Origin of the sequence: Telluria mixta, from assembly GCF_029223865.1 — a bacterium.
GTDB lineage: Bacteria > Pseudomonadota > Gammaproteobacteria > Burkholderiales > Burkholderiaceae_D > Telluria > Telluria mixta.
Window position 1 is genome coordinate 1415135 of sequence record NZ_CP119520.1, and the last position, 24444, is coordinate 1439578.

The 24444-nt window shown below is 67.1% G+C and carries 21 protein-coding genes; all 21 read right to left on the reverse strand.

Annotation, left to right across the window (positions count from 1 at the left end; all coding sequences use genetic code 11):
- Window positions 1–5: 5 nt before the first annotated feature.
- The 21 genes from tagH to P0M04_RS06295 all read right to left on the reverse strand — a co-directional run bounded on the left by tagH (window position 6) and on the right by P0M04_RS06295 (window position 24420).
- Window positions 6–1493 carry a type VI secretion system-associated FHA domain protein TagH gene (gene tagH / locus P0M04_RS06195; protein WP_259448078.1) on the reverse strand — a complete coding sequence of 496 codons (1488 nt, stop codon included), beginning with the start codon at window positions 1491–1493 and terminating at the stop codon, window positions 6–8.
- A 46-nt stretch (window positions 1494–1539) separates the two neighbouring features.
- Entirely contained in the window at window positions 1540–3003 is a 1464-nt protein-coding gene (locus P0M04_RS06200; RefSeq protein ID WP_259448079.1) for a serine/threonine-protein kinase, read from the reverse strand.
- A gap of 14 nt (window positions 3004–3017) precedes the next feature.
- Entirely contained in the window at window positions 3018–3896 is an 879-nt protein-coding gene (locus tag P0M04_RS06205; protein WP_259448080.1) for a c-type heme family protein, read from the reverse strand.
- Window positions 3897–3935: 39 nt separating this feature from the next.
- Window positions 3936–4730, reverse strand: coding sequence for a hypothetical protein (locus P0M04_RS06210; protein ID WP_259448081.1), 795 nt, complete (start codon window positions 4728–4730; stop codon window positions 3936–3938).
- 37 nt (window positions 4731–4767) lie between these two features.
- Window positions 4768–6753: a type VI secretion system Vgr family protein gene (locus tag P0M04_RS06215; RefSeq protein WP_259448082.1), complete on the reverse strand. Its 1986-nt coding sequence runs from the start codon at window positions 6751–6753 to the stop codon at window positions 4768–4770.
- A 14-nt stretch (window positions 6754–6767) separates the two neighbouring features.
- Entirely contained in the window at window positions 6768–7157 is a 390-nt protein-coding gene (locus P0M04_RS06220) for a DUF4280 domain-containing protein (RefSeq protein ID WP_259448083.1), read from the reverse strand.
- Window positions 7158–7185: 28 nt separating this feature from the next.
- The gene (locus P0M04_RS06225) at window positions 7186–8085 is read right to left on the reverse strand and encodes a hypothetical protein (RefSeq protein ID WP_259448084.1); all 900 of its coding nucleotides are present in this window, start codon (window positions 8083–8085) and stop codon (window positions 7186–7188) included.
- 69 nt (window positions 8086–8154) lie between these two features.
- Window positions 8155–9333, reverse strand: coding sequence for a PI-PLC domain-containing protein (locus tag P0M04_RS06230; protein ID WP_259448085.1), 1179 nt, complete (start codon window positions 9331–9333; stop codon window positions 8155–8157).
- Between the two features lie 19 nt (window positions 9334–9352).
- The gene (tssH, locus tag P0M04_RS06235) at window positions 9353–12052 is read right to left on the reverse strand and encodes a type VI secretion system ATPase TssH (RefSeq protein WP_259448086.1); all 2700 of its coding nucleotides are present in this window, start codon (window positions 12050–12052) and stop codon (window positions 9353–9355) included.
- A gap of 21 nt (window positions 12053–12073) precedes the next feature.
- Window positions 12074–13081: a type VI secretion system baseplate subunit TssG gene (gene tssG / locus P0M04_RS06240; RefSeq protein WP_259448087.1), complete on the reverse strand. Its 1008-nt coding sequence runs from the start codon at window positions 13079–13081 to the stop codon at window positions 12074–12076.
- Window positions 13066–14946: a type VI secretion system baseplate subunit TssF gene (gene tssF / locus P0M04_RS06245; RefSeq protein ID WP_259448088.1), complete on the reverse strand. Its 1881-nt coding sequence runs from the start codon at window positions 14944–14946 to the stop codon at window positions 13066–13068. The genes tssG and tssF overlap by 16 nt, the downstream gene beginning before the upstream one ends.
- The gene (gene tssE, locus P0M04_RS06250) at window positions 14943–15449 is read right to left on the reverse strand and encodes a type VI secretion system baseplate subunit TssE (protein WP_259448089.1); all 507 of its coding nucleotides are present in this window, start codon (window positions 15447–15449) and stop codon (window positions 14943–14945) included. The genes tssF and tssE overlap by 4 nt, the downstream gene beginning before the upstream one ends.
- Window positions 15442–16224 (reverse strand): type VI secretion system accessory protein TagJ, encoded by a 783-nt coding sequence (locus P0M04_RS06255; protein WP_259448090.1) that lies wholly within the window; start codon window positions 16222–16224, stop codon window positions 15442–15444. Before P0M04_RS06255 ends, tssE begins: the two co-directional genes overlap by 8 nt.
- Window positions 16225–16303: 79 nt before the next feature.
- Window positions 16304–16795 (reverse strand): Hcp family type VI secretion system effector, encoded by a 492-nt coding sequence (locus P0M04_RS06260; protein WP_259448091.1) that lies wholly within the window; start codon window positions 16793–16795, stop codon window positions 16304–16306.
- 73 nt (window positions 16796–16868) lie between these two features.
- Window positions 16869–18356 carry a type VI secretion system contractile sheath large subunit gene (gene tssC, locus P0M04_RS06265; RefSeq protein ID WP_259448092.1) on the reverse strand — a complete coding sequence of 496 codons (1488 nt, stop codon included), beginning with the start codon at window positions 18354–18356 and terminating at the stop codon, window positions 16869–16871.
- Between the two features lie 19 nt (window positions 18357–18375).
- Window positions 18376–18876, reverse strand: coding sequence for a type VI secretion system contractile sheath small subunit (tssB, locus tag P0M04_RS06270; RefSeq protein ID WP_056126744.1), 501 nt, complete (start codon window positions 18874–18876; stop codon window positions 18376–18378).
- A gap of 40 nt (window positions 18877–18916) precedes the next feature.
- Window positions 18917–19894 (reverse strand): type VI secretion system protein TssA, encoded by a 978-nt coding sequence (tssA, locus tag P0M04_RS06275; RefSeq protein WP_281042448.1) that lies wholly within the window; start codon window positions 19892–19894, stop codon window positions 18917–18919.
- A 392-nt stretch (window positions 19895–20286) separates the two neighbouring features.
- Window positions 20287–20628 carry a hypothetical protein gene (locus P0M04_RS06280; protein ID WP_259448493.1) on the reverse strand — a complete coding sequence of 114 codons (342 nt, stop codon included), beginning with the start codon at window positions 20626–20628 and terminating at the stop codon, window positions 20287–20289.
- A gap of 2 nt (window positions 20629–20630) precedes the next feature.
- Complete coding sequence (gene ctaD, locus P0M04_RS06285) at window positions 20631–23108, reverse strand: cytochrome c oxidase subunit I (RefSeq protein ID WP_259448094.1); 2478 nt, start codon at window positions 23106–23108, stop codon at window positions 20631–20633.
- Window positions 23105–24034 (reverse strand): cytochrome c oxidase subunit II, encoded by a 930-nt coding sequence (locus P0M04_RS06290; RefSeq protein ID WP_259448095.1) that lies wholly within the window; start codon window positions 24032–24034, stop codon window positions 23105–23107. Before P0M04_RS06290 ends, ctaD begins: the two co-directional genes overlap by 4 nt.
- Window positions 24031–24420 (reverse strand): c-type cytochrome, encoded by a 390-nt coding sequence (locus P0M04_RS06295; protein ID WP_259448096.1) that lies wholly within the window; start codon window positions 24418–24420, stop codon window positions 24031–24033. The genes P0M04_RS06290 and P0M04_RS06295 overlap by 4 nt, the downstream gene beginning before the upstream one ends.
- Window positions 24421–24444: the final 24 nt, after the last annotated feature.

Here is a 24444-nt window from a genome sequence, read left to right on the forward strand (position 1 = left end):
GAAGGTCAGCGGCGCGCCTGGCGCAGCCGCGCGATCTGTTCCTCGTAGGCCTTGCCGAAGGCTTCGCCGAACAGGCGGTGGAAATCGCTGTCCGCCTCGCTGGCCATTTGCGTGTACAGCTCGACCATGCGGTCCCACATCTTGGCCTTGCGGTTAGCCGCGAGCATCTTGTCCATCACGGTCGGCACCTGCAGCCGCGCCTCGATGGCGGCCGGGTCGAAGCGGGCGAGCACACCTTCGAGCGCGGCGCGCATGCCGGCCATGATCGCCAGCTCGTGCGCCTTCAGGTCGTCGAACGCGTTGGCGAACGCGCGCGCCGGCTGCATATAGCCCGGCATCGTCCCGTTGATCATCTGCGTCAGCGCGCTGTCGGCGTCCGGGAAGAATTTCAAGGGATTGTTGGCGGCGGCCGAGATCATCGTCATGTCCAGGCGGCTCTCGCGCTTGGTCATGGCGCGGCCCATCAGCACGCCCATCGTGCCGGTCGTCGCTTCGCGCAGCATGGCACCGGCCAGTTCCGCGATCTCCTCGGCGCTGCGCTTCGTGTTCAGTTCCGACAGGCCCAGGCCGCGCATCAGGGCCTGGATCACGGGGTCGTCCGCCGCCGCGGTGCCTGGGGCGCGCGGCGCGGCCTGCACCGGAGGCGGAGGCGGAGGCGGTGGCGCGGCAGGTACGGGCATCACGGGCGGCGCGCTCGGCGCGAACGCGGTCGCTTCGGCCTGGTCGACCGGCAGCGGTGCGGGCACCGGTGCCGGTGCCGGTGCCGCCTGCACGCGTGGCGGCAGGAAGTCGGCCAGCGGATCGTAATCGTCCGGAATCGCCATCGCCGCTGCGGGCTGCGGATGCGGCGCCGCAAAGCTCGGCATGGGCGCGGGCGCGGGCGGCGCCGCAAACGGCAACTGCTCCGGCGGCACGTGATCGCTCTCGGCACCGCGCCATGCCGGCACGCTGGGCGCGGGCGCGGGGGCCGGCGCCGGGCTGCCGAACAGATTCAGGCCCAGCGGATCGAAGCTCGGGTTCAGCGGATCGCCGCCCACGTCCAGGATGCCGGCATTGGCCAGCGAGTCGTCCGGATTCATGGGCAGGTCGGGCGTGACGGGGGGTGGTGGCGGTGCAACCTGCAGCGGCGACGGCGGCACAGGCTGCGGCGCCGCGGCGGGCATGAATGCCGTCGCCTCGCTCTCCACGCTGGCCAACAGTTGATAGTCGCCGATGGTGACGCGGTCGCCGTCTTCCAGCTGCACGGAACGGCCGGTGCCGACGGGGCGGTCGTTGACGAGGCTCGGGTTGCTGCCGACGTCGACGAGCCAGAACGCGTCGTCGCGGTACTCGACGCGCGCATGCAGGCGCGAGATGTATTTGCCGGGATCGTCGAGCACCAGGTCGTTGCCGGGCGCCCGGCCGATGGCGCCGCCCAGCTGGTCGAAGCGCCGCGTCAGCGCCTGTGCCGGCGCCGCATTGCGGTACATGTAGACGCTCAGTGTGATGGGCATTGGAGTCCTGGGTGAATCGAACGATTATACATTTGCACGTCGGCTCTCAACTGCGCCCCACGTCCTTCAGAAAGCGCGCCCGTTCCTGCGGGTCGGGCAGGTTTTCGGCCAGCAGGCGATAAAACTCGTCGGCGTTCCCCGTCATCTTCGATGCGCGCTTGGCGAGCACCTTCGCGATCGGACCGACATACACGGCCAGCTTCATCTGCGCCGCTTCCATCTGCTCGGGGCTCAGTTGCAGCAGCGTGGGCATGCCCGTCATCTGCGTCAGTTGCGTCTTGGGCGCACTGGCCTGGCTGCGGCCGCTCATCGTGGCCAGCGTGGACAGGCCGTGCTTCTTCTTGATGTCGCGGACGCTGTCCTGGAACTGCGTGCGGCCCGCATCGGAACCGATGTGCGGCAGCAGCCGGTTGCACAGGTCGTCCAGGTCGACGGCGTCGCGCGCCGCATTCTTGAGCACCAGTTTCGCGACGGGGCCGATCTGCGTCGACAGCGCCGTCTGCAGGTCCGGGGCCAGGCTGTGCAGCCACTCCGGGGCGCTGGTCAGGCTGGAGGCGCTGCCCGTCGCGGGCATGCTCTGCGACGCGCCGGTGGGATGCGCGGGCCGCGCCGGCTCGGGCACGACCGGACGCTGGAACGCGAGCACGGTGCGCTCGTTGTCTTCGTCGGTGAGCGGCACACCGCCCGTCTGCTGCATGTAGGCGGCGTTCAGCGCGTCCAGGAAGGCTTGTGCGCTGGGGTAGCGGTCCTCGACGCGCTTGGCCATCGCCTTCGCGAGCACCGCGTCGAACGCGGGATTCAGCGACGGCTGGCGCTCGCTCGGGCGCGGCGGCATCTCGTGGATGATCTGGTGCATGACGGTCGATGCCGGCCCGCTGAACGGCCGCACGCCCGTCAGCATCTGGTACAGCACGATGCCGACGGCGAACAGGTCGGAGCGGCCGTCGACGGTCTCGCCCTTGAACTGTTCGGGCGACATGTAGCTCGGGGTGCCGATCACGGCGCCCACCTGCGTTAGGGTCGACGACTCGATCTTGGCGATGCCGAAGTCCGTGATCTTGACTTGCGCGTCGCCCGTGATGAGGATGTTGGCCGGCTTGATGTCGCGGTGGACGACGCCGCGCGTGTGCGCGTAGTCAAGCGCGCGCAGCAGCTGCGTGATGCAGGTGATGCTGGCCGCGAGGTCCATCGGCACGTCCTTGACGAGGAACGCGTTCAGCGGCGTGCCGTCCACGTATTCCATCGCGATGTAGGTCGTGTCCGCGTACGCGCCGAAGTCGTACACGGCGACGATGTTCGGGTGCACGAGGCGCCCCGACGCCTGCGCCTCGTTGCGGAAGCGGGCGACGATGTCGGCTTCCTGCAGGCCGTCCAGCAGCTCGTGCCGGATCGTCTTGAGCGCGACCGTGCGCGCGATGTCGGCGTCGTACGCCTTGTAGACCACACCCATGGCGCCGCTGCCCAGCACGCCGTCGATGCGGTACTTGCCTATCCTGTCGATTGTTGCCATTGACTTTGTCCTGCTTACTCTTCCAGCATCTTCAGCGCGCTATTCAGGCTCGTACGCATGCGATTGAACGAGCGACCCAGGCCGCTGATCTCGTCGTTGCCCTTGACGTCGAATTCGTCCGCCTCGAACTTGCCCATGCTGACGTCGTCGGCGACAGTCGCCAGGCGCTTGATGCGGCGCGTGACGAACAAATGGACCATCACGTTCAGTGCGATGAAGACGGCGACGAACACGCCGAACAGCGACGCCATGAACGTTTTGAAAATCGAGTTGGCGCGCGCCAGCGGCACGGTCATCGGCACGGAGATCACCTGCGCGCCCACCACTTCGTTCAGCTTCCAGCCGAAGCCGTTGTTCGGGCCGTAGATGTCGACCATGGTCTTGGGCGCTTCGGCGGCCGTCGTGTGGCAACCCAGGCAGACCGGATCCTTGATCTGCAGCGGGCGCGCGATATACAGGCTGCGGCCCGTCGCGGTATCGCGCTCGCCGACGAATTCCTTCATGTCCGGCTTGTTGCGCAGGGTCTGCACAACGTCCACTTCCCAGTCCGACGCCTTGTCGCGCAGGTTGGTCGGGTTCAGCGTCGCTTCCTTGTACGAAAAGTCGGGGTACGACTTCAGGATCACGTTGAGGTTTTCGACGGCCGAATACGACGGCACCGACTGCGGGTGGAACTCGAACTTCATCTGGTTCTTCAGCAGCGGCTGGATCTGGCTCGCGGTGTAGCCGCGCACGCTCTTGGCCGCTTCCAGCAGCAGGCGTGCGTTCTGCAGGGTTTCCTCGCGCGCGCTCTCCTTGAGCAGGCGGTCCGCGACGACGCCGGCGGCGAGGAAGCCGACGGCGAAGATCGACACGAACACCAGGTTGAATTTGGCGGCGATCGAAAGTTTCATGTTATGTGTTCTCCTGATTGAATTCTGGTTGGCGCGGCGTCAGAACAGTCCATTGTCCGGACGACGGGCCGGGTACAGCACGGGCTTCCAGTCGGGGCTCTGGCCGAGTGCGCGGTCGAGCTGCTTGCGGAAATCCGGGTCGGCCAGGCGCGGTTTGAACCGCGCCACGAAGCGCCGGCGCGCCGGCAGCGCGGACGCCAGCCAGTCGTTCACGTCGGCAAACGCGGCGTCGCGTTCCTTCACGGGCGCCACCTTGCCGGCGTTCCTGACGCCGGGTACGCGCGCCAGGTGGTCGCGGAAGGCCGGCGGCATTGCGCTCACGAAGGCACGCGGCGGGCGACCAACCACCGGCTGCGGCTTGCTGGTGTCGATGCCGGCGTATTGTTCGGCGGCGAGTTTCAATGTCGTTCCCGACCTGGCGACCTGCTGCTCACCCTCTTCCGCGAACACGGCATCCATGCCGTCGCCCGCATGCACGATGGTCGAGCCGGTCGGGACGGTCACCTGCAGCGCGGGCGTGACCACGCTGGCGCGGCGTCCCTTGGCATACACCTTGGCCCAGCCCTGCAGCAGCTCGAGTTCGACGGGCGACTTGCCGTCCGCCGCCAGGTTCGCGACGAGCACACGGCTCTGCGGGCCCAGCGCGACGATCGCATCCGCGCCCGCTTCCACCTGCGCGCCGGCGGCCTCCGTCTCGAGGATGTCGTCCTTCTGCACGGCGACGCCGCTGGCGGCCTTGTACACGGCCGCGCCGCGGATCAGGCGCAGCGGCTGGTCGGCCAGGGTCAGGACGGTGCGAGTCTCTTCGGCGCGGAGCGCAACCGGGACAAGCATCAAGCAGGCAAAAAGAAGTCGGAATCGCATGGCAGCCTCAATTGATCTTCACGAGCGCGCCTTCGATGGTCATCACGGCACCCGACTTCACCTGCATCATCGCGCCGGCCTTGATCTCCGTGTTCGCGTCGGACTGCACCGCGATCTCCGGCGACTTGATCGTGATCTTGGCCGCTTCGATCTTGATGCTGCTGCCGCCGACCTTCAGCTCGATCGACGTATTTGCCTCGATGACGATCTTGTTGCCCACCTTGACGCTCTGGTTGTTGTCGACCTTGCGCGTCTCGTCGTTCTTGACCGTCGTCGACAGGTTGTTGTCGATGGCGACCGTCTGGTCGTTCTTGACGTGCACCTTGCGGTCGTTGCCCACGTCGAGGCTCTGGTCGTTGGCGATCTCGATGGTCTGGTCGCCCTTGTCCTTCTTCTCGAAGCCGACCTTCAGCGTGTCGTTGTTCTTCACGACGCGGTTGAAATCCTTCTCGGCCTGGACGAAGATCTCCTCGCTGTCCTTCTTGTCCTCGAAGCGGATCTCGTTGAAGCCGTTGCCGCCCTTGGACGTGTTCGACTTGATGGTCGATTTGGTCTGGTCGGCCGGCAGCGTGTACGGCGGCATGGCGTCGCCGTTGTAGACGCAACCCGTGACGAGCGGCCGGTCCGGGTCGCCCTCGAGGAAGCTGACGACGACTTCCATGCCGATGCGCGGCACGAACATCATGCCCCAGCCCTTGCCGGCCCAGCCCTGCTGCACGCGCACCCAGCACGAGCTTTGCTCGTCCGACTTGCCGTCGCGGTCCCAGTGGAACTGCACCTTGATGCGGCCGTACTTGTCGGTCCAGATCTCCTCGCCCGCCTTGCCGACCACCATCGCCGTCTGCGGTCCCTGCACGATGGGCTTGCGCGCCGTCGCCGGCGGGCGGTAGCTGTGCTCCTTGCCGATCGCCTGGAAGCTGCATTCGAACTTGAGCCGCTCATTGCAGCCCTCCTTGCGGGCATCCGAACGGTAGTCGACGCCGGTGATCGACGTCTCGGCCGACGTGACCAGGAATACGCGGTTCTGGTCGTCGCGCGGATGGTCGGCCAGCGTGAACAGCGCGCCCGTCGTCAGGCCGCGCGCACTCGCTGCGCCCTCGATCCGCTCGCCCTGCCCGTGCAACGCTTCCATGCGCGCACGCGCGAAGCCGGTACCGGTGTCCGCCACATGGTAGCGGCCGGGATAATCGTAGTGTTCGTAGCTCTGCTGCCCGAACGGGGCGGGCATGCTGGCCTTGACCCGCAGGCCGCCACTGATGCTGGACGACGCCTTCTCGAAGTCGAAGTCGTTCAGTGCCATCGCGCTCGGCTGGATCTCGCCGCCCGGATGCAGGCGCGTCACGGCTTCTTCCAGGGCGTCGCGCGCCTTTTCCTCATCGCGGAACGGGATGCTGTCGTAACCGCTCACCGTCGCGTGCGCGCCATAGCCGTCGGCCAGCACCATCGTGTGCTCGCCGTCCGCGTGCCTGAAGTAGAAATAGATGCCCTCTTCTTCCAGCAGGCGGCAGACGAAATCGAAGTCGGACTCGCGGTACTGGACGCAGTATTCGCGCTGCGCCGGCGTCGCGGACAGCATGCCGTCGTCCAGTGCGATCGCCCCGCCGTACTCGCCGATGACGTCCCTGAGGATGTCGAGCGCGCTCTTTTCCTGGAAGATGCGGCAGTTGGTCGAACGCGTCAGCAGCCACAAGGCCGGACGCACGATGGCGAGGTAGGACGGCTTGCCGTCGCGCCAGCCCTGGTAGGCAAAGCGCGTCACGATGCCGTGGAAGTGGCGCTTGCCGCCCTGCGGCAGGTCGAGGCTCACGGTCATGCCGGTGCCGAGGACGTCGGCGATCTTGATGTCGACGAGTTCGGACGCCAGCTCGATGCGGAACTCCGACAGGCGGCCCAGCGCCTCGCTGCACTGCATGCGCTTGAACAGCAGATCGTCGCCGCCGAGGATGGTCTTGACGGCGGCTTCGCGGTGGGTCTGGGTGGGCAGGATGGGCATGCGGCGACGGACGGTTAAGGAATCATGGTCTTGACGGTGCCGGCATTCGTGAAGCCGATCACGCCGCCCCAGTTGCACATGCACTTGGAGACGTTGTCGAGCGCCGGCATGTTGGCGATGAGGACCGTGGGCGCGCCGGGCACCCAGGGCGCGGACGTCGCCGGCACGCACGGCATGGGCGTGAGCACGCCCAGCGCCGCAGCGGTGGCCGCAGCCACCGTCGGATTGGCGGGCGACTGACACATCCCGAACGGCATGATGTTCACGAGCGGGACGTGGTCCATGATGTTGGCGGCGGGCGGGCCCTCGGCCAGCACCTTGTTCTTCGGGAGGACCACCAGCGAGGATGGCGCGGCGCCGAAGGTGCACGTCATCATGGCGCCCATGGAGACTTGGTTTGGCATGACTTCTTCCTGTGGCAGCGCCGCTGGTTCAATCTCGAGCGCAACGATCAGTATGGCGGATGCCATCTGAAGTTGCAACGTGTTTGGCGGGCATACGGAAGCGCCGCGTGCCTGCTTCGGTCAGGCTCGCGATCCCGACCATCCGGTCATCGACGTCCTTCCCCGCATGCGTCCATTTGTCCTTGCTGCGCTGGACGACCAGCACGACGCGCGGGGCGGGATCGCCACGCTGCGCGTCGAGCAGCCGCGCCAGCGACTCGCACGCGTAGGCGTTGCAGGTCGCGCTGCGCATGTCGCGCGGCAGCGCGCAGCCGGCGGGCGTGTGGTTGATGCACGATCCGGCCTGGCTCGCCGGCGGCAGGCTGGCCACATAGCGCTCGACGACCTCGACATCGGTCATCTCGGGATGCCGGCGCATATAGGCGCGCAGCGTTCCCGCCGTCAGGTACGCATGGTCGCCGCCGCGGGTGCAGCAGCCGCCGCGGCATAGGCCGCACAGGCGGCCGGGCAGCGTCGATACCGCGTGTTCCGTGTCGTCCGCCAGCACTTCCTCGACCGCGTCACGGGCCTGGGAAACCAAGTCCATCAGGCGCCGGCGGTAACCCGCGCGGCGCCGCTCGGCCAGCGCGCGCGTGCGGCGTGGCCCCGATGGCAGCGCGATGCGCAGGCCCCCGTTCGGATCCGCAGCGTCGCCCACCCGGCGCGCCAGGTACGACCACGCCGCGGCGTTTTCAAGCTGCCGGTCATGGTCCTGCGCCTGCACGTCCGCGACGGTCGCACGCCGTTCCCGCACCTGCGCCGCCTGCCGCGCCAGGTAAGGCGCGAAGGCGGCATCGCCCATCCCGGCGCGGCGGCCGACGACCATCCGGCACGCCGCCGCCGCGCAGCTGGGGTAAGGGCCGCCCTGGCGCACCGCTCCGCCCGACACGTGCGGTGGGATGCGGTCGCCGCAGACCACGCAGGTCACGGGGACGAAGCGGTTCACGATCATGACGGCTTACCCGACCTCGTCGCCCTGCTCGATCGCGCGCGTCACCGCGGCCAGTTGCACGGCTGCGAGGTTGTTCAGGTCGTAGATGTACTGGCACTTGTCGTCGTCGGCGAAGTCGATCATCACGATGTTGGGCATGAACATCTTGAGCGTGCCTCCCGACGAGTACGAGGCCAGGTTGATGTTGTCCGGCAGCGCGTTCTGCAGGTATTCCGCGAAATCCATGAACATGTTCAGCCACATCTCGCTCAGACCCATGCGGTTCTTTGCGGTCCACAGGTTGTCGTTGCGGGACTTGATGCTGGCGAGCAGGCCGGTCGTCGTCCAGTACATCATGCCCATGGCGTGCGGGCTCGCCGCGCCGTTCCGGTATTCGACCGAACGCGCGAACTGGAAATGCTTCTTGACCTTCACGCCCATGGTCGCCGTCCGCATGATCTTCGACTGGTTCGAGATGTTCTCCTGCATTTTCCCCTTCTGGGTCTTGCCGTTCATCGGATTCGTGCCGCCGGCGCCCCAGTACTGCAGGCCCGCGACGGCCGGATCGTAGTTCGCGGGCGGTTTGTACAGGTTCTTGATGGGCGTGATGCCCACGCGCTCGTTGACGTCCAGCTGCGCATACCCTTCCGGCATGAAGGCGACGATCACCTTGCCGGCGAGTTGGGCCAGCGTCTTGGTATTCAGGTTGCCGCCGCCGGTGTACAGCTTCTGGCCCAACCTGGCCTGGCACATGCCGGCGATCAGCTTCCAGTTCGTGCACTTGTCGAATTTCAGGATCAGGAATTCGCCCGAAAAATCGGCGCTCGACACGAAGTCGTAGGCGTCATCCAGCATTTCGGCCAGGCCCAGGCCCTTGTCTGTACCGCCTTTCAGCTTCGAGCGCTCGAGCACGGTCGTGCCGGTGGCGCCGACCACGCCGCGCGTCTTGTTTTCCACCTTGTGCAGCATGCCGTCGGCGTGGAACGCACGCATCTCGACTTTCTTGACGCCGTGTTCCAGCTGGTTGGTCGCGAACGCCGCGATGCGCAGGTCGAAGAAGCGCACGCCCGCCCGGGCCTGTTGGCCGATATCGAGCGTTTGCGTCTGCGCGTTCTTGTCGCCTCCCGTGATGCCGGCATCGTGGCTGCCGGCCATGACGATCTCATTCAGCCTGCGGTGCGCGCCAAGGTCGCTGTACTTGATCATTCGATTCTCCTCCGTCCCGTTAAAATTCGTAGTCGAACTGGCCGTCCTTGACCAGGACCCGCACGCGCTCGATCGCCTCGCCCTTCATCATCCGGTCGAGGAACGTGCGCGACACGTCCGGCAGCATCGTGTTGGTAAGGATCGCGTCGATCATGCGGCCGCCCGACTCGCTCTCGGTGCAGCGCGAGACCACGAGCTTGACGACGTCGTCGCCGTATTCGAACGGGATCTTGTAGCGCGCTTCCACGCGCTTCTTGATGCGGTTCAGCTGCAGCTTGACGATCTTGCCCAGCATGTCGTCCGACAGCGGGTAGTACGGGATCGTCACGATGCGGCCCAGCAGCGCCGGCGGGAACACCTTCAGCAGCGGCGCCCGCAGCGCGCTGGCCATGCCGTCCGGATCCGGCATCAGGTCCGGGTCCTTGCACAGGCCCGCGATCAGGTCCGTGCCCGCGTTCGTCGTCAGGATGATCAGCGTGTTCTTGAAGTCGATGAAGCGGCCCTCGCCGTCTTCCATGAAGCCCTTGTCGAACACCTGGAAGAACATCTCGTGCACGTCCGGGTGCGCCTTTTCCACTTCGTCGAGGAGCACGACGGAATATGGCCGGCGGCGCACGGCCTCCGTCAGCACGCCGCCTTCGCCATAGCCCACGTAGCCCGGCGGCGCGCCTTTCAGCGTCGACACCGTGTGCGCTTCCTGGTACTCGCTCATATTGATGGTGATGAGGTTCTGCTCGCCGCCGTACAGGGCTTCGGCCAGCGCCAGCGCCGTTTCCGTCTTGCCGACGCCGGACGTACCGGCCAGCATGAACACGCCGATCGGCTTGTTCGGGTTGTCCAGGCCAGCGCGCGAGGTCTGGATGCGCTTGGCGATCATCTCCATCGCATGGTCCTGGCCGATCACGCGCTGGCTCAGCGTGGAGGCGATATTCAGGATCGTCTCCATCTCGTTCTTCGCCATGCGGCCGACGGGGATGCCGGTCCAGTCGCCGACGACGGCCGCCACGGCCTGGTAGTCGACGGTCGGCAGGATCAGCGGGGTCTCGCCCTGCAGCGCGGTCAGCTTCGCCTGCACGGCCTGCAGCTGTTCCTTCAATGCGGTGCGTTCGGCCTCGTTGGCCGCCGGTTCCGCGGCTGCCGTTTCGAGCTTCGACCCGGTGCCTTCGACCGGCTGCGCACCGTCGCGCAGCTGCGCCCGCAGCGACAGCAGTTCGTCGACGAGCGCGCGCTCGTCGTTCCAGCGCTGCTCCAGGCCCGCCAGGCGTTCCTTCTCGGCCGCCAGCGCGATCTCCGTTTCATGAGCGCGTGCGCCGACTTCGATGCTGATCGCGCCTTCGCGGCGGATGATGTCCATCTCGACGTTCAGCGCGTCGATACGCTTGCGGCTGTCGTCCACCTCGGCCGGCGTCGCGTGCAGGCTCACGGCCACGCGCGCGCAGGCGGTGTCGATCAGGCTCACGGATTTATCGGGCAGCTGGCGCGCCGGGATGTAGCGGTGCGACAGGCGCACGGCCGCTTCCAGCGCCTCGTCGAGGATCTGCACCTGGTGGTGCTTTTCCATCGTCGACGCCACGCCGCGCATCATGCGGATCGCGCGCTCTTCGCTCGGCTCGTCGACCTGGATGCTCTGGAAGCGGCGGGTCAGCGCCGGGTCCTTTTCGATGTGCTTCTTGTACTCGGCAAACGTGGTCGCGCCGATCGTGCGGAGCGTGCCGCGCGCCAGGGCCGGCTTGAGCAGGTTGGCCGCATCGCCCGTACCGGCCGCGCCGCCTGCACCGACGAGCGTGTGGGTCTCGTCGATGAACAGGATGATGGGCTTCTCGCTGGCCTGCACCTCGTCGATGACGGAACGCAGGCGCTGTTCGAACTCGCCCTTCATGCTGGCGCCGGCCTGCAGCAGGCCCACGTCCAGCGCCAGCAGCTGCACCTCTTTCAGTGCGGGCGGCACGTCGCCGCGCGCGATGCGCTGCGCAAAACCTTCCACGACGGCCGTCTTGCCGACGCCGGCCTCGCCGATCATGATCGGGTTGTTCTGGCGGCGGCGCATCAGGATGTCGACCATCTGCCGGATCTCGTCGTCGCGGCCCACGATCGGGTCCATCTTGCCGCTTCTCGCCTGTTCCGTCAGGTCGACCGTGAATTTCTTCAGCGCTTCCTGCTTGCCCATCTGCGCCGGGGCAATCGCACCGGATGTCTCGCCGGGCGCCGCGGCCTGGAAGCCGTCGCTGGCCGCCATCTTCGCTTCCGGCGACTCCTTCAGCAAGGTGGCGAAGCGGTCGGACAGGTCATCGGCCTTGACGCGCTCGAACTGGCGGCTGATCGCGTACAGCGCGTTGCGCAGGTTGGACGTCTTCAGCATGCCGAACACGAGGTGGCCGCTGCGCACCGACGATTCGCCGAACATCAGCGTGCCGAACACCCACGCGCGCTCCACCGTTTCTTCCAGCTGCGACGACAGGTCCGTCACCGACGTGGCGCCGCGCGGCAGGCGGTCCAGCGCGGCCGTCACGTCGCGCGCGAGCACGGCGGCGTCCAGTTCGTAGTGGCGGATGATGCGGTGCAGGTCGGAGTCCTGCAGTTGCAGGATCTGGTGCACCCAGTGGACCATCTCCACATACGGATTGCCGCGCAGCTTGCAGAACACCGTGCTGCTTTCGATCGCGCGATAGCACAGCGCGTTGAGTTTTCCAAACAGTGCGACACGGGAGATTTCGGCCATGATCGGTTCTTTCGCGTGGGGTCAGCCCTGGCGGGCGGTCGGGTTGATCAAGAGTTGACGGGCATCGCGCGCGGCCGGGCCGCTCGCGAGATAAGTGGTCCAGCCGAGGCGGCGCGCGCCCAGCTTCAGGGGTGGAACGTCGGGACGCTTGAGCACGAGGCGCACGTCCCAGTCGAGCACCGTGCCGGCGTAGCTCTTCACCCAGTCGACGACGCGTGTCATGCTGGCGCCGCCGGGCAGCATGCGCTCGTAGTCCTCGTAATCGAGCGGGCCGATCACGAGCCGGAACTTGTGCTGGCAATCCCACACCTTCGTGCCCAGCACGGCCGACGTGCCGAGGCGGTTGCCGCGGTCTTCCATGCCGATACGGGTCTGGCCGTCCAGCGGGATCTTCATCCAGTGGCCGACGAATTGTTCGAGTTCGACGGGCAGCTTGAAATACGCGCGCAGGATCGTCACGAGGCCCGCGGCCGGGCGGCGCTGGTTGGCCATCAGGCCGGCGAAGTGCAGCTTGGCGAAGTCGCCGATCTCGTCGCGCCCACGCAGGGCCGGCGCACCGATGCCGAACAGGCTGCCCACGTAATCGGCGAAGCGGTCGCTGTCCGGGCGGTCCAGGCTGATGGCCGGGTCGGCCGCGGCGCGCGCGCGATAGAACAGCGACACCATGCGGTGGTGGAACACGTCCAGGAACGCGACCAGCGTCGGGTCGTTGTGATTGCGGGCGCGGTCGCGCGCATACTCCGTCAGGTGCAGCGGCAGCGGGCCGTTGGGGCCGAACAGGCCGAGGAAGTTCACCGCCAGGCGCGCGCGCGCATCGCCTTCGGCCGGCGTGAAACCGGCCAGCGCGCCGGGCTCGAAATTGAGCGACGGGTCGCGGCCGAAGCGCACGGCGTCGTCGCGCGGACGCAGCGATGCGCCGATGCGGGGCTTGTCCGGGTGCGCGTTCTCCAGCAGGCGCAGGGCCTGGAAGAAGTCCATGCCTGTTCCGTCTTCTTGCAGGCTGCGTTCGACGTCTACAGGATCGCGCATGCGCCCCCCGCTGCATTCCAGCGCATGATCTCGCCGCGGCCGACGGTGCGCACGACGGTCTCCGTGAACGAATTGATCGACACGTATTGCGTGAAGAAGTGGCTGAGCACCCCGCCCAGCACGAACGCGCCGGCGCCTTCGAACGCGCCGTCGTCCATCGTCACCGTGATCTCCAGGCCGCGCCCGAACGTGATCGGCCCCGGCGCGGGCATGCGCCGCGTGACCGGTTTCGACGAGACCGAGCGCACGCCTTCCACCTGGCGCTGGCTTGCCGCGTCGAGCGGATGGCAGTACAGCGCGAGCAGTTCGCGCAGCGCGCGCGCACCCTGGTCCGGGTCGGTGTCTGCCAGCGACAGGTAGTTCAGCGACAGCTGGTTGATGAGGCGCCACGCCATGCCGCCTTCGGCGAACGACGGGAAAGGCTGGCTCGGGCCGCCCAGCACGCGTACCGATTGCACCGGTCCGCCCTGCTCCAGGATGAAATCCGTCTTGCCGACGCCGAGCGACATCGTCAGCGGCAGGTCGCGGTTCGTGCACCACACGACGAGGCCGAGCTGGCGCAGGTTGTGGCGGTACGGCGCTTCCTGCGCGTCGACGAGCGTGATGAACGTCTCGGAGCCGACGTACGAGGAGCGCGGGCCGCGCTGGCGCTGGCGTTGCGACAGCAGCCGCGGCTCGCGCCGGATCTGGTAATAGGCCTCGCCCGCGACGGCCGCGGCGCCCAGGTCGCGCGCGCTGTACAGCGGGTGGAATTCCTGTTCGGCGTCGGTGCCGGTACCGTAGCCCGTCACGCTCTCGATCTGGTGCACCTCGAAATCCATGGGCCGCGTGCGATCGGGCAGCACGTGGTATTCGAACTGGTCGCCGGTCAGGTTGATGCGGTCGGCGCGGCGCTGGAACAAATTCACGACGGGCGTGCAGTTCAGCGCGAAATTCGTGTGGTCGAGCGACTGTTCCAGGCGCGCGTCGCCGCGCGCCAGCAGCACGATGATTTCGAGCTCTGTTTCCGCGCACGCCGCCACCGCCGGGCCCAGGTCCGCCAGCTCGACGAACAGGAAGCGCTGCGCGAACGCGAAGTATTCCTGCAGCAGGCGGTAGCCCTGGAAGCTGCGCTGGCCGCTGGGCAGCAGCGCGTCCTCCTCGGCGAAACCGCGCGGGCGCAGCGCCGTCTTCGGCAGCAGCGTGTGGCGGCCCTGCCGGCTGCCCGGCAGCGCGAGCACGCCGAGGACGCCGCCCAGCAGCCTTTCGTAGATCTGGCCCGGCATCTCGTCGCTGCCGCGCAAGTGCAGCGTGAGGCGGTCCAGTCCGAGTTTCGAGAACGGCATGCCGTTGGTCGTGCGCAGGCGCAGGCGCAGGCCCGCCTTCACGCCCGCCGGCAGCCTGGCCTCGACGCCGGCGATGGCGCCGCCGTGCGTGAAGAACTTCGCTTCGACGAGTTCGATCGGCCACAGGGTGACGTCGTGCGCCGTGCGGTACTCGCAGGCCGTGGCGTCGTCCTTGCCGAGGACACTGCGCATCGCCGCGCCGCGCGGAATGCGGTAGCCCGCGTTCAGCGCGGGGTTGCCGAGGTCGGGCTGCAGCTGCACGATCGCCATCGACGGCGTCGGCGCGAGGAAGTGCGGGTAGACCAGCTCGGACAGGTGCTGGGTAAAACGCGGGAACTCGGCGTCGATCTTTATCTGCACGCGTGCGGCCATGAAGGCGAAACCCTCCAGCAGGCGCTCGACGTACGGGTCGGCGCACTCGAAGCCTTCCAGGCCGAGGCGGCCGGCGATCTTCGGGTACTGGACCGCGAATTCGCCGCCCATCTCGCGCAGGTGCTGCAGCTCCTGGCTGTAGTAGCGAAGCAGGCGTGGGTTGGTCATGTCCGTGTGCTGGAGAATTCGGTGAGGCTGATCTGGGCAAGATCGAGATCGAGCTCGGTCTTGAGGAACAGGCGCTCGGGATACGGTTGGGCCCACATGTCGGCCTGGATCTCGAACATGATCTTGCTGATCGATTCCTGCTGCGGCACGACCTTGACGGTGACGGACGAGCGGATCAGGCGCGGTTCGAAATCCCAGATGGCCTGGCGGATCGCGCGCTCCAGGTCGGCCGCGCTCATGTTGGCCAGCGACGCACCGGACATGTCCGGCATGCCGTAGTTGAGGACGGAGTTCGCCAGGTGCGGCAGGCGCGGCACGTCGGAGACCGACAGCAGGTTGGTCGTGTTCAGCAGCCACGCGAGGTCGCGCAGCACGCCTTCGCGCAGGCCGCGCACCGACAGCACGCGCCGTTCGCGCGACTCGACCTCCTGGTCGGGTTCATCGTCGGTGAGGCGGTCGAGCAGCGAAGGTTGCAGGCGCTCGCGCGGTGCCAGTTCAGCCATGTTCGGTGCTGTCGAATTCGATCAGGCGCGCGTCCATCAATGGGAAGTCGTCGCTACCGTTCGTGAACATGCGCTGGCCGAGCGGGAACTCGCCCGTCCACTCGGTCTTGCGTGCGAGCTTGAGCGCGTCGTCACCGGCGTCGACGCTGCCCGGGTAACGGGTCGGGATCAGCCCGACGGCCTGGGCGCCGTTGGTCCAGGTGAAGGTGGCGGCCGTCCAGACGGCGTCGCGCAGGTCGGCCGGCGGGTCGATCTCGATGCGCGCGATGCGCATGAACGGCACCCACACGTAGCGGCCGTTGACGATCACTTCCAGCACGGGGCCGAGGCGGCCGTCGGCATCGGCCAGCCAGTCGAAGCGCGTGCCGTCGAGGGTGCCGGGCGACGCGGGCGCGGCGTCGAACGCGGCGGCGCGCAGTGCGGCGGCGGCGTCCGGATCGGTGGCGTCCAGCTTCAGGGCTTCGGCCAGCTGGGCCATCCACGGCTGCGGCTCGCCGAAGATCACGGGGGCGCGGCGGCCGGCAAAGATCTCGGCGCGCAAGGCCTCGCACTGGATCGCCTCGCGATAGGTCTGCACCATCGGCAGCGCGCCGGCATCCATTTCGCCCGCGACGTTCAGCTGCGTCAGGGCGCGGTTCCACTGGCCCAGCACGGACAACAGCTGGAACAGGAACACGCGCAGTTTCGGGTCGGCGCTGTTCTTGCGCACCGCATCCTGCAGCGCGGCGAGCGCGCCGGCCAGGTCTCCATCACGAATCAGCTGTTGCGCAAGCATCGCTCGTCCCCTTTAAAAATTCTGTAACCGGCTTGCCGGCCGCGCGAACGGCGGCGGCAAGCCATGCGCGGCTGCTCGATCAGGCGTCGGCGTTTTCTGCGATGTTCCAGACAAAAGTCTTGTCGCCTGCGACCGTGCCCTTGCTGTCCTGCGGGGTGTAGGCGAAGGTCACCTTGGCGAAGTTCAGCGTGACGTTCTCGGTCAGGCGGTCCTCGCCGCCGCTGCCGCCGGTCGAGATCGAGGTGACCAGCACTTCTTCCATGGTGATCACGATGTATTTCTGCTGGCCTTCGCCGGCTTTACGCACCATCAGCACGCACTTGGCAATGTGCGAACCCTTGGCCAGGGCGGTCATCAGCGCGTTCGACGAGCTGTCGATGTACTTCGTGAACGAGATGTCCTGGAAGTTGGCCTTGCCGGCGCCGCCGCCACCGCCCATGTGGGTGGTGCCCGACTGGCTCATGCCCCAGCTCCACGCCAGCACGTCGATGTCGCCCTTCGGACCCTGGACCTTGTCACGCGACTCGCCCTTGATCTTGTCGCCCATGTTGATGAACATATCCAATGCCATGTCTTATTCTCCTAGTTGGTTGTACTTCCGAATACGCGCGGGCACGCGACCCGCGCGGGACTTCAAAAACGGCTCAAGCCTTTGCCGACGGCAGTTTCGACACGAGGCGCAGCGACACGGTCAGGCCTTCCAGCTGGTAGTGCGGGCGCAGGAAGAACTTGGACGTGTAGTAGCCCGGGTTGCCTTCGACTTCTTCCAGCACCACTTCGGCGGCGGCCAGCGGTTTCTGGGCCTTGGTCGCTTCGCTGGAGCTGCCCGGATCGCCGTCCACGTACTGCATGATCCACTTGGTCAGCCAGCGCTCCATCTCGTCGCGCTCCTTGAACGAACCGAGCTTGTCGCGCACGATGCACTTCAGGTAGTGCGCGAAACGGCAGGTCGCGAACAGGTACGGCAGGCGCGCGGCCAGGGCGGCGTTGGCGCTGGCGTCCGGATCGTCGTACTCGGCCGGCTTGTGCAGCGACTGCGCGCCGATGAAGGCGGCGAAGTCCGTGTTCTTCTTGTGCACCAGCGGCATGAAGCCGTTGGCCGCCAGTTCCGCCTCGCGGCGGTCCGAGATTGCGATCTCGGTCGGGCACTGCATGTCGACGCCGCCATCATCGGTCGGGAAGGCATGCACCGGCAGGCCTTCGACCGCGCCGCCGGACTCGATGCCGCGAATGCGCGAGCACCAGCCGTATTCCTTGAACGAGCGGTTGATGTTGACGGCCATCGCGTAGGACGAGTTGGCCCACGTGTAGTTCTTGCTGCCTTCCGCACTGGTGTCTTCCTCGAAGTCGAATTCCTCGACCGGGTTGCTCTTGGCGCCGTACGGCTGGCGCGCCAGGAAGCGCGGCATGGTCAGGCCGACGTAGCGCGAATCCTCGGACTCGCGGAACGAACGCCATGCGGCGTGTTCCGGGGTCTGGAAGATCTTGGTCAGGTCGCGCGGATTGGCCAGCTCGTTCCACGACTCCATCAGCATGACGGACGGCGCGGCGGCCGCGATGAACGGCGCGTGCGCGGCGGCGGCGACCTTGGCCATCGACGACAGCAGCTCGACGTCCGGCGCGCTGTTGTCGAAGTAGTAGTCGGCGACGATGGAGCCGAACGGCTCACCGCCGAACTGGCCGAATTCTTCCTCGTACATCTTCTTGAAGATCGGGCTCTGGTCCCAGGCCGTGCCCTTGAACTTCTTGAGCGTCTTGCCCAGGTCGTTCTTCGAGATGTTCATCACGCGGATCTTGAGCATCTCGTCGGTTTCGGTGTTGTTCACCAGGTAGTGCAGGCCGCGCCAGGCGCTTTCGACCTTCTGGAACTCCTCGGTGTGCATGATCAGGTTGACCTGCTCCGTGAGCTTCTTGTCGAGCGCGGCGATCAGGCCCTGGATCGTGCCCAGCACGTCGCTGGTGATCAGGTTGGTGCCGGCGAGCGCCTGCTCGGCCAGCGTGCGCACCGCGACTTCGACCGATTCCTTGGCCTTGTCGGATTGCGGCTTGAATTCCTTCTGCAGCAGCGCGCCGAAGTCGCTCATCTCGAGCGTACCCGACTCCTGCTGGCTTTGTGCTAACGCTTCGGACATGTCGTTCTCCCGTCTTTCTTTATTCGGTGGGCTTCGGTGCGGACGTCAGCGCCTGCATCAGCGCCGGTTCGGCGAGCAGCTTGGAGATCAGCTCTTCCGCGCCGGTCTTGCCGTCCATGTAGGTCATCAGGTTGGCCAGCTGGCCGCGCGCCTCGAGCAGCTTGTTCAGCGAATCCACCTTGCGCGCGACGGCGGCCGGGGTGAAGTCGTCCATGCTTTCGAAGGTCATGTCGACGGCCAGGTTGCCCTCGCCCGTCAGCGTGTTCGGCACCTGCACCGCGACGCGCGGCTTCATGGCCTTCAGGCGCTCGTCGAAGTTGTCGACGTCGATCTCGAGGAACTTGCGCTCCGCGACCGGCGCCAGCGGCTCGGCCGACTGGCCCGACAGGTCGGCCAGGACGCCCATCACGAACGGCAGCTGCACCTTCTTCTCGGCGCCGTACACTTCGACGTCGTACTCGATCTGCACGCGCGGCGCGCGATTGCGTGCGATGAACTTCTGGCTACTTTCTTTGCCCACGGTTTACTCCTCCTAGATTGAACTGCTACCGGCCTGAATTTCAATAATCGTCCGACCCGTTGGACTCGCCCGGCTGGGGTCCACGGATCACGTACAACTGCTGCAAGCTGTCCGGCGCCAAGTTCTCCATGACTTCCATGAAGGTCATCGGCGCGAGCTGCTTGGCCCGCTCCAGCAGCATCGGCACGGGGCTCGACGGCTCGTAGCGCTGGTAGTAAGCGAGAATCTTGTCGATCATGCGGACCACGTCGGCGCGGCTGGTCACGTCGCCCGTGATGCCGGCGGCGCGCGGTGCGGCCGTGCCGCCAGCCTGCGCCGCGGCGGCGTCACCGTCGGGTGCGGCGTCCGGGGCCTCGGGCGCGGCCTGCACACGGCTGGCCAGCAGGTCGGCCATGCGGCGCAGCTGGCGCGTGAGCGGCGTGAGGTTCAGGGACTGCGTGCTGCCCACGTGGTGCGCGAGCGCGGCCTCCAGGCTGACGATGCTGTCCAACGCACCGTTGACGGCGCTGGTGGCCACCTGCATCGCGTCATCGGACACGTCGGCCAGCGCGGCGTCGATCGATTCGGGCGCCAGCGCGGTCTGCCCGTCCGGGACGGGTGCCTCGCCGTGCGCCTGCTCCAGCACGCGCAGGGTCAGGGGTCCGAGGCCGGGCAGCATGACGAAGGCGGTCTCGCGCAGCTCGCGCAGGGTCGTCGCCGGGTCGGTCAACTGGGCCAGGCAATTGATGCGCAAGGTGGGATCGTTGTCGTCGTCCGGATCGAGTTCCGGATGGACGCCGTCCCAGCGCTCGCCCACGAGACGTTCGAGCAGGCGCACGCCGTCGGCGAAGCCGGGCATGGCGTGCAGCGCCAGCAGCGCACGCACGAGCGGCATCGCCACGCGCAGGTCACGCGTGCGGCCGAGCAGCTCGAGGGCCTGCTTCTTGACTTGCTTCCATTCAGGGGGACGGCGGGGACGATCGTGTCCCCATACTGGACTTCTGGCTTGCCGAGCGCACTCTGCTCGAGCTCCAGGAATGCGGGGTCATACTCGAGATTCGGTCCGCAAGGGCGGCCTCCTCCAAATCCTCGAGCAGGACATCGACGTCGACAATACTCATGATTGTGCACGTTCTTACTAGTTTTAGGACATGTATTCGAACTCGTCGTCACGGCATCGGGGCCGCGCGCGGTTCTTATTTAGTTAGTTTCGTGAGGATTTTTCCCCCACGAATCGGGCACTATACGCCATTTGACGTGCTCGTCGTTAATAAGAAACCTAAATTTTTTTGCATTAAATCTTGCCCAAAATGGTTGACAGCAGTTTTAGAACGCGATCATTTTCGGCACAGATGAGCCAAATGAAGGGCATTGATTGCCATTCATGGAACGATGGTTGTAATTTCTTTACAGCAGATGTAAATATGGCATTCAGGCGCAGCCGGCTACCAACAGTAGCGGCACGCCCGTCCACGCCACCGCCACGAGGGCCAGCACGGCCAGCACGAGGCGGGCCCAGTCGAGCAGGCCGGCGTCGTCGCGCCGGGGCACCCCGCGCGCACGCCACGCGAGCCACGCGCACGCGCCGATGGCGCCGAGGGTGACGGCCCCGAGCAGCACGCGGTCCGGCCCGCCGGGACGCATGCCGGCCGGCGTGCACTGGGCCGCCGCGAGGCCGTAGGTGAAGGCGAAGTGCAGACTCCACACGAGCAGCGGCAGCGTCCCCGCCAGCAGGCGGCGCCAGAACGATTCGCGGGTGCGCAGCATCGCCATGGTCACGTCATCACCAACGGCACGAGCCGCACGACGAGCATCCCGGCGATGCCCTGCAACGTGGTCATGTGCCACACGAGCGCAATGGTGTCGAGCGATGCGCGGCTGCGCTCCCCCAGCAGCCCGCACCACGCGCGCGCGGCGAGATACGGCGCCAGCACGGCGAGCGTCGCGACATGCAGTCCCTGGTAGGACGCGAGCGCGGCGACGGCCGCGGCCCATGCGGTGGCAGTCGGATCCAGTCCGGCATCGAACAGGCCGCGCACGTCGAGCGCACACGATGCGAGCACGCAGCCCAGCGCGGCGAGCACGAGCCACGGCAGGCGCCGCGTGGCGACGGCGAGCGTCGCGAACCACACGAGCAGTGATCCCAGCACCAGCAGGCCGGCGGAGGCCAGCGCCACGTCCTGCGACGGCAGCGTGGCGCCGGGCGGCGGGCACACTGTCAGGCGCATCGTCACGTGCACGTAGGCGAACGCGAAGCACGCGAAGATGCTGAGGTCCACGACGAGCATCACGATGGCGGCCCACCACGCGTGCGATGCCGTGCCTGTGGCGCCGACCGGGATGCGTTCGCCGTGGCCGATGTCGACGTCGGCGTGCGCGTTCTCGCGGTCCGCCTGCCACATCCAGCCCAGCACCGCCGCGATGGCCGTCACGCCGCAGATCCAGGCGAGCACGTTCAGCTTCACGGTCAGCAGCAGGAAGAAGCCGGCCGTGCCGGCGGCGGCGATCAAGGGCAGCCAGCTGTCGCCGGGCAGGATGAGGACGTAGCGCGGGGTCGCCGCGACGGGACTCGTGGCGATGGTCTCGCGCGCACCCGTCGCCGTGCGCGGCAGGTAGTGGCGGCCCTCCTCCACGTCGCGTACGAGTTCCGGACGGTCCCACAGCGGGTCGATCGAGTCGATGCGCGGGATGCTGCGGTTGCCGTAGTCCTCGGACGGCAGCCATTCGAGGGTGGACGCATTCCACGGGTTGCCGACGGGGCGTTCCGGCTGGCGCAACGCACGCCACGCATCCCACGCGAACAGCACGACGCCAAGCGCGAACGTGAACGCGCCCACCGTCGACAGCATGTTCAGGCCATTCCATCCGAGGTCCGCCGCATACGTGTAGACGCGGCGCGGCATGCCGAGCAGGCCGGTCACGTGCATCGGGAAGAACGCGACATTGAACCCGACGAACATCAGGCCGAACACCCAGCGCGCGAGCCCTTCCGATAATCGGTTGCCGTTCACGAGCGGGAGCCAGTAGTACAGCGCGGCGAACACGGGGAACACCATCCCGCCGATCAGCACGTAGTGGAAGTGCGCGACGACGAAATAGGTGTCGTGCACCTGCCAGTCGAACGGGATCACGGCGACCATCACCCCGGTCAGCCCGCCCAGCACGAAGATCGCCATGAAGCCGAGCAGGAACAGCGTGGGCGCGTTCGCCTTGACTTTGCCCTTCCACAGCGTGGCGATCCACGCGAACACCTGGATCGCGGTGGGCACCGCCACCGCCATGCTGGCCGCGGACACGAACCCCATCTCCAGCGTGCCGAGGCCCGCCGTGAACATATGGTGCGCCCACAGGCCGAAGCTGAACACGCCCACGCCGACGAGGGCCGCGATGATGGCGCGGCGCGCGACGAGCGGCGTGGCGGCGAGGGTCGGCACGATCGTCGACACCATGCCGGCGGCCGGTAGAAAGATGATGTAGACCTCGGGGTGGCCGAAGAACCAGAACAGGTGCTGCCACAGCAGCGGATCGCCGCCGCGGTCGGCGAGGAAGAACGGCCAGTCGAACGCGCGCTCCAGCTCCAGCAATGCGGTGCCCGCGATCACGGCGGGGAACGCGAACACGATCATCACGCCCACGACCAGCATGGCCCAGGCATACACCGGCATGCGGCCCAGGGTCATGCCCGGCGCGCGTGTAAAGAGGATGCCGACGATCAGTTCGATGGCGCCGGCGATCGCCGAGATCTCGATGAAGCCAATGCCCAGCAGCCAGAAGTCGGCGTTGAGGCCCGGCGAATATTTCAGGCCTGTCAGCGGCGGGTACATGAACCAGCCGCCGTCCGGTGCGAGGCCGACGAACAAGGTGCAGAAGAAGGCGAGGCCGCCAATTGCGTACGCCCAATATGCGTACGCGGACAGGCGCGGGAACGGCAGGTCGCGCGCCCCCAGCATGTTCGGCAGCAGGTACACGGCGATGGCTTCCACGATCGGGATCGCGAACAGGAACATCATCACCGAACCGTGCATCGTGAAGACCTGGTTGTACGTTTCCGCGCCGAGGAAGCCATTGCCCGGCACGGCCAGTTGCACACGCATCAGGAGGCCCAGCACGCCGGCGAGAATGAAGAACAGCAGCGCCGTGCCGATGTACAGCAGGCCGATGTTCGTGTTGTTCACGGACGAGAAAAAGCGCCAGCCGCGCTGCGTGCGCCAGACGTCTTCCAACCGCGCGAGGTCGTTGTCCCGGGCCGTCATTGCAGGTGCTCGAGATAGGCCGCCAGCGCGCGCAGCGTGTCGCCGTCGGTGCCGGCGGCGGCGGGCATGAACACGCCCGGCTTGACGGCCTGCGGGTCCGCGATCCAGCCGGCGAGCGTGCTCTGGTGGGTGCGCAGCAGACCGGCGCCGATGTGCGCGCGGCTGCCGACGTGCGTCAGGTCGGGCCCGAGGCGCGCCGTCTCGGCCACGCCGCGGATGGTGTGGCACGTCTGGCAGCGCTGTTCGAGGAAGGCGGCGCGGCCCCGTTCCAGCAGCGCGCCCTGCGGCTCGCGTGCCGGCAGTGCCTGTCGCCGCAGCCAGTCGCGGAACGCCTCGGGTGTCAGCGCCACCACGTGCAGGGCCATGTTCGCATGCTGGGCGCCGCAGAATTCCGCGCACTGGCCGCGGTAGACGCCGGGCCGGTCGGCGCGCAAGGTGAGGCCGGTGACGCGTCCGGGGATCATGTCGCGCTTGCCGGACAACGACGGCACCCACAGGCTGTGGATCACATCGGCCGCGTTCAGGCCCACGTACACGGCCTGCCCGACCGGGACGTGGATCTCGTTGGCGGTGACGATCTCGCGCCCGCCGGACGGATCGCGGTAGCGCACTTCCCACCACCACATGCGCGCCGTGACGGAGATCGACAGCGCGGCCTGCGAGCTTTGCGGCACGAGCTGCGCGCTGCGCCACGTGCTCCACGTGAGCAGCGCCGACAGCACGAGCACGGGAAACGCGACGCCGGCTCCCGCGATCCACAGGCCGGGCCGCAACGGCCGTGCGTTGTTGCGCAGGCTGAGCGCCATCAGCGCCATCACGGCGACGAAGATGACGGTGGCGGCCCCGAACAGGACCCACGCGAACTGTCTGATGACGGCGGCGTCGGCGCCGGCCGGGTGGAGGACGGATTGCAGCGTCCCATTCATCGCAATGTGTACAAATAGGCGGCCATGTGTTTGGCCTCCTGTTCCGTCATGCCCATGTTCGGCATGATCGTGCCGGGCTTGAGGGCGGGCGGATCCAGCAGCCACGCCACGAGGCGCGGCGGCACGTTGGGGATGCCGCCGGCGATGTAGCTGAGGCGCCCGAACTTTTCCAGGTCCGGGCCGGCCTCGCCGCCCGCGCCCGGGACGTCCGGGATCTTGTGGCACGCGCCGCACTGGTATTGCGTGACCAGCTGCTTGCCGATCTTCGCATCGCCGCCGATGTACGGCTTGCGGAAGTCGTCGTCGCCACAACCGGCGAGCAGCCCCGCACACGTCAATACGAGCGCGGCGCAGGCGATGGAAGAGCGTGACAGGGAGGTTGGCACGGTTGAATCCACGACGTTGAGTTG

What these genes read in the sequence shown, in the direction of transcription:
- P0M04_RS06230 (WP_259448085.1), bottom strand. Translation starts at nt 9,333, where the DNA reads ATGATCAAGTACAGCGACCTTGGCGCGCACCGCAGGCTGAATGAGATC.
- P0M04_RS06280 (WP_259448493.1), bottom strand. Translation starts at nt 20,628, where the DNA reads ATGGCGATGCTGCGCACCCGCGAATCGTTCTGGCGCCGCCTGCTGGCG.
- ctaD (WP_259448094.1), bottom strand. Translation starts at nt 23,108, where the DNA reads ATGACGGCCCGGGACAACGACCTCGCGCGGTTGGAAGACGTCTGGCGC.
- tagH (WP_259448078.1), bottom strand. Translation starts at nt 1,493, where the DNA reads ATGCCCATCACACTGAGCGTCTACATGTACCGCAATGCGGCGCCGGCA.
- tssH (WP_259448086.1), bottom strand. Translation starts at nt 12,052, where the DNA reads ATGGCCGAAATCTCCCGTGTCGCACTGTTTGGAAAACTCAACGCGCTG.
- tssF (WP_259448088.1), bottom strand. Translation starts at nt 14,946, where the DNA reads ATGACCAACCCACGCCTGCTTCGCTACTACAGCCAGGAGCTGCAGCAC.
- tssC (WP_259448092.1), bottom strand. Translation starts at nt 18,356, where the DNA reads ATGTCCGAAGCGTTAGCACAAAGCCAGCAGGAGTCGGGTACGCTCGAG.
- tssE (WP_259448089.1), bottom strand. Translation starts at nt 15,449, where the DNA reads ATGGCTGAACTGGCACCGCGCGAGCGCCTGCAACCTTCGCTGCTCGAC.
- P0M04_RS06205 (WP_259448080.1), bottom strand. Translation starts at nt 3,896, where the DNA reads ATGAAACTTTCGATCGCCGCCAAATTCAACCTGGTGTTCGTGTCGATC.
- P0M04_RS06220 (WP_259448083.1), bottom strand. Translation starts at nt 7,157, where the DNA reads ATGCCAAACCAAGTCTCCATGGGCGCCATGATGACGTGCACCTTCGGC.
- P0M04_RS06255 (WP_259448090.1), bottom strand. Translation starts at nt 16,224, where the DNA reads ATGCTTGCGCAACAGCTGATTCGTGATGGAGACCTGGCCGGCGCGCTC.
- P0M04_RS06260 (WP_259448091.1), bottom strand. Translation starts at nt 16,795, where the DNA reads ATGGCATTGGATATGTTCATCAACATGGGCGACAAGATCAAGGGCGAG.
- P0M04_RS06210 (WP_259448081.1), bottom strand. Translation starts at nt 4,730, where the DNA reads ATGCTTGTCCCGGTTGCGCTCCGCGCCGAAGAGACTCGCACCGTCCTG.
- tssG (WP_259448087.1), bottom strand. Translation starts at nt 13,081, where the DNA reads ATGCGCGATCCTGTAGACGTCGAACGCAGCCTGCAAGAAGACGGAACA.
- P0M04_RS06290 (WP_259448095.1), bottom strand. Translation starts at nt 24,034, where the DNA reads ATGAATGGGACGCTGCAATCCGTCCTCCACCCGGCCGGCGCCGACGCC.
- P0M04_RS06215 (WP_259448082.1), bottom strand. Translation starts at nt 6,753, where the DNA reads ATGCCCATCCTGCCCACCCAGACCCACCGCGAAGCCGCCGTCAAGACC.
- P0M04_RS06200 (WP_259448079.1), bottom strand. Translation starts at nt 3,003, where the DNA reads ATGGCAACAATCGACAGGATAGGCAAGTACCGCATCGACGGCGTGCTG.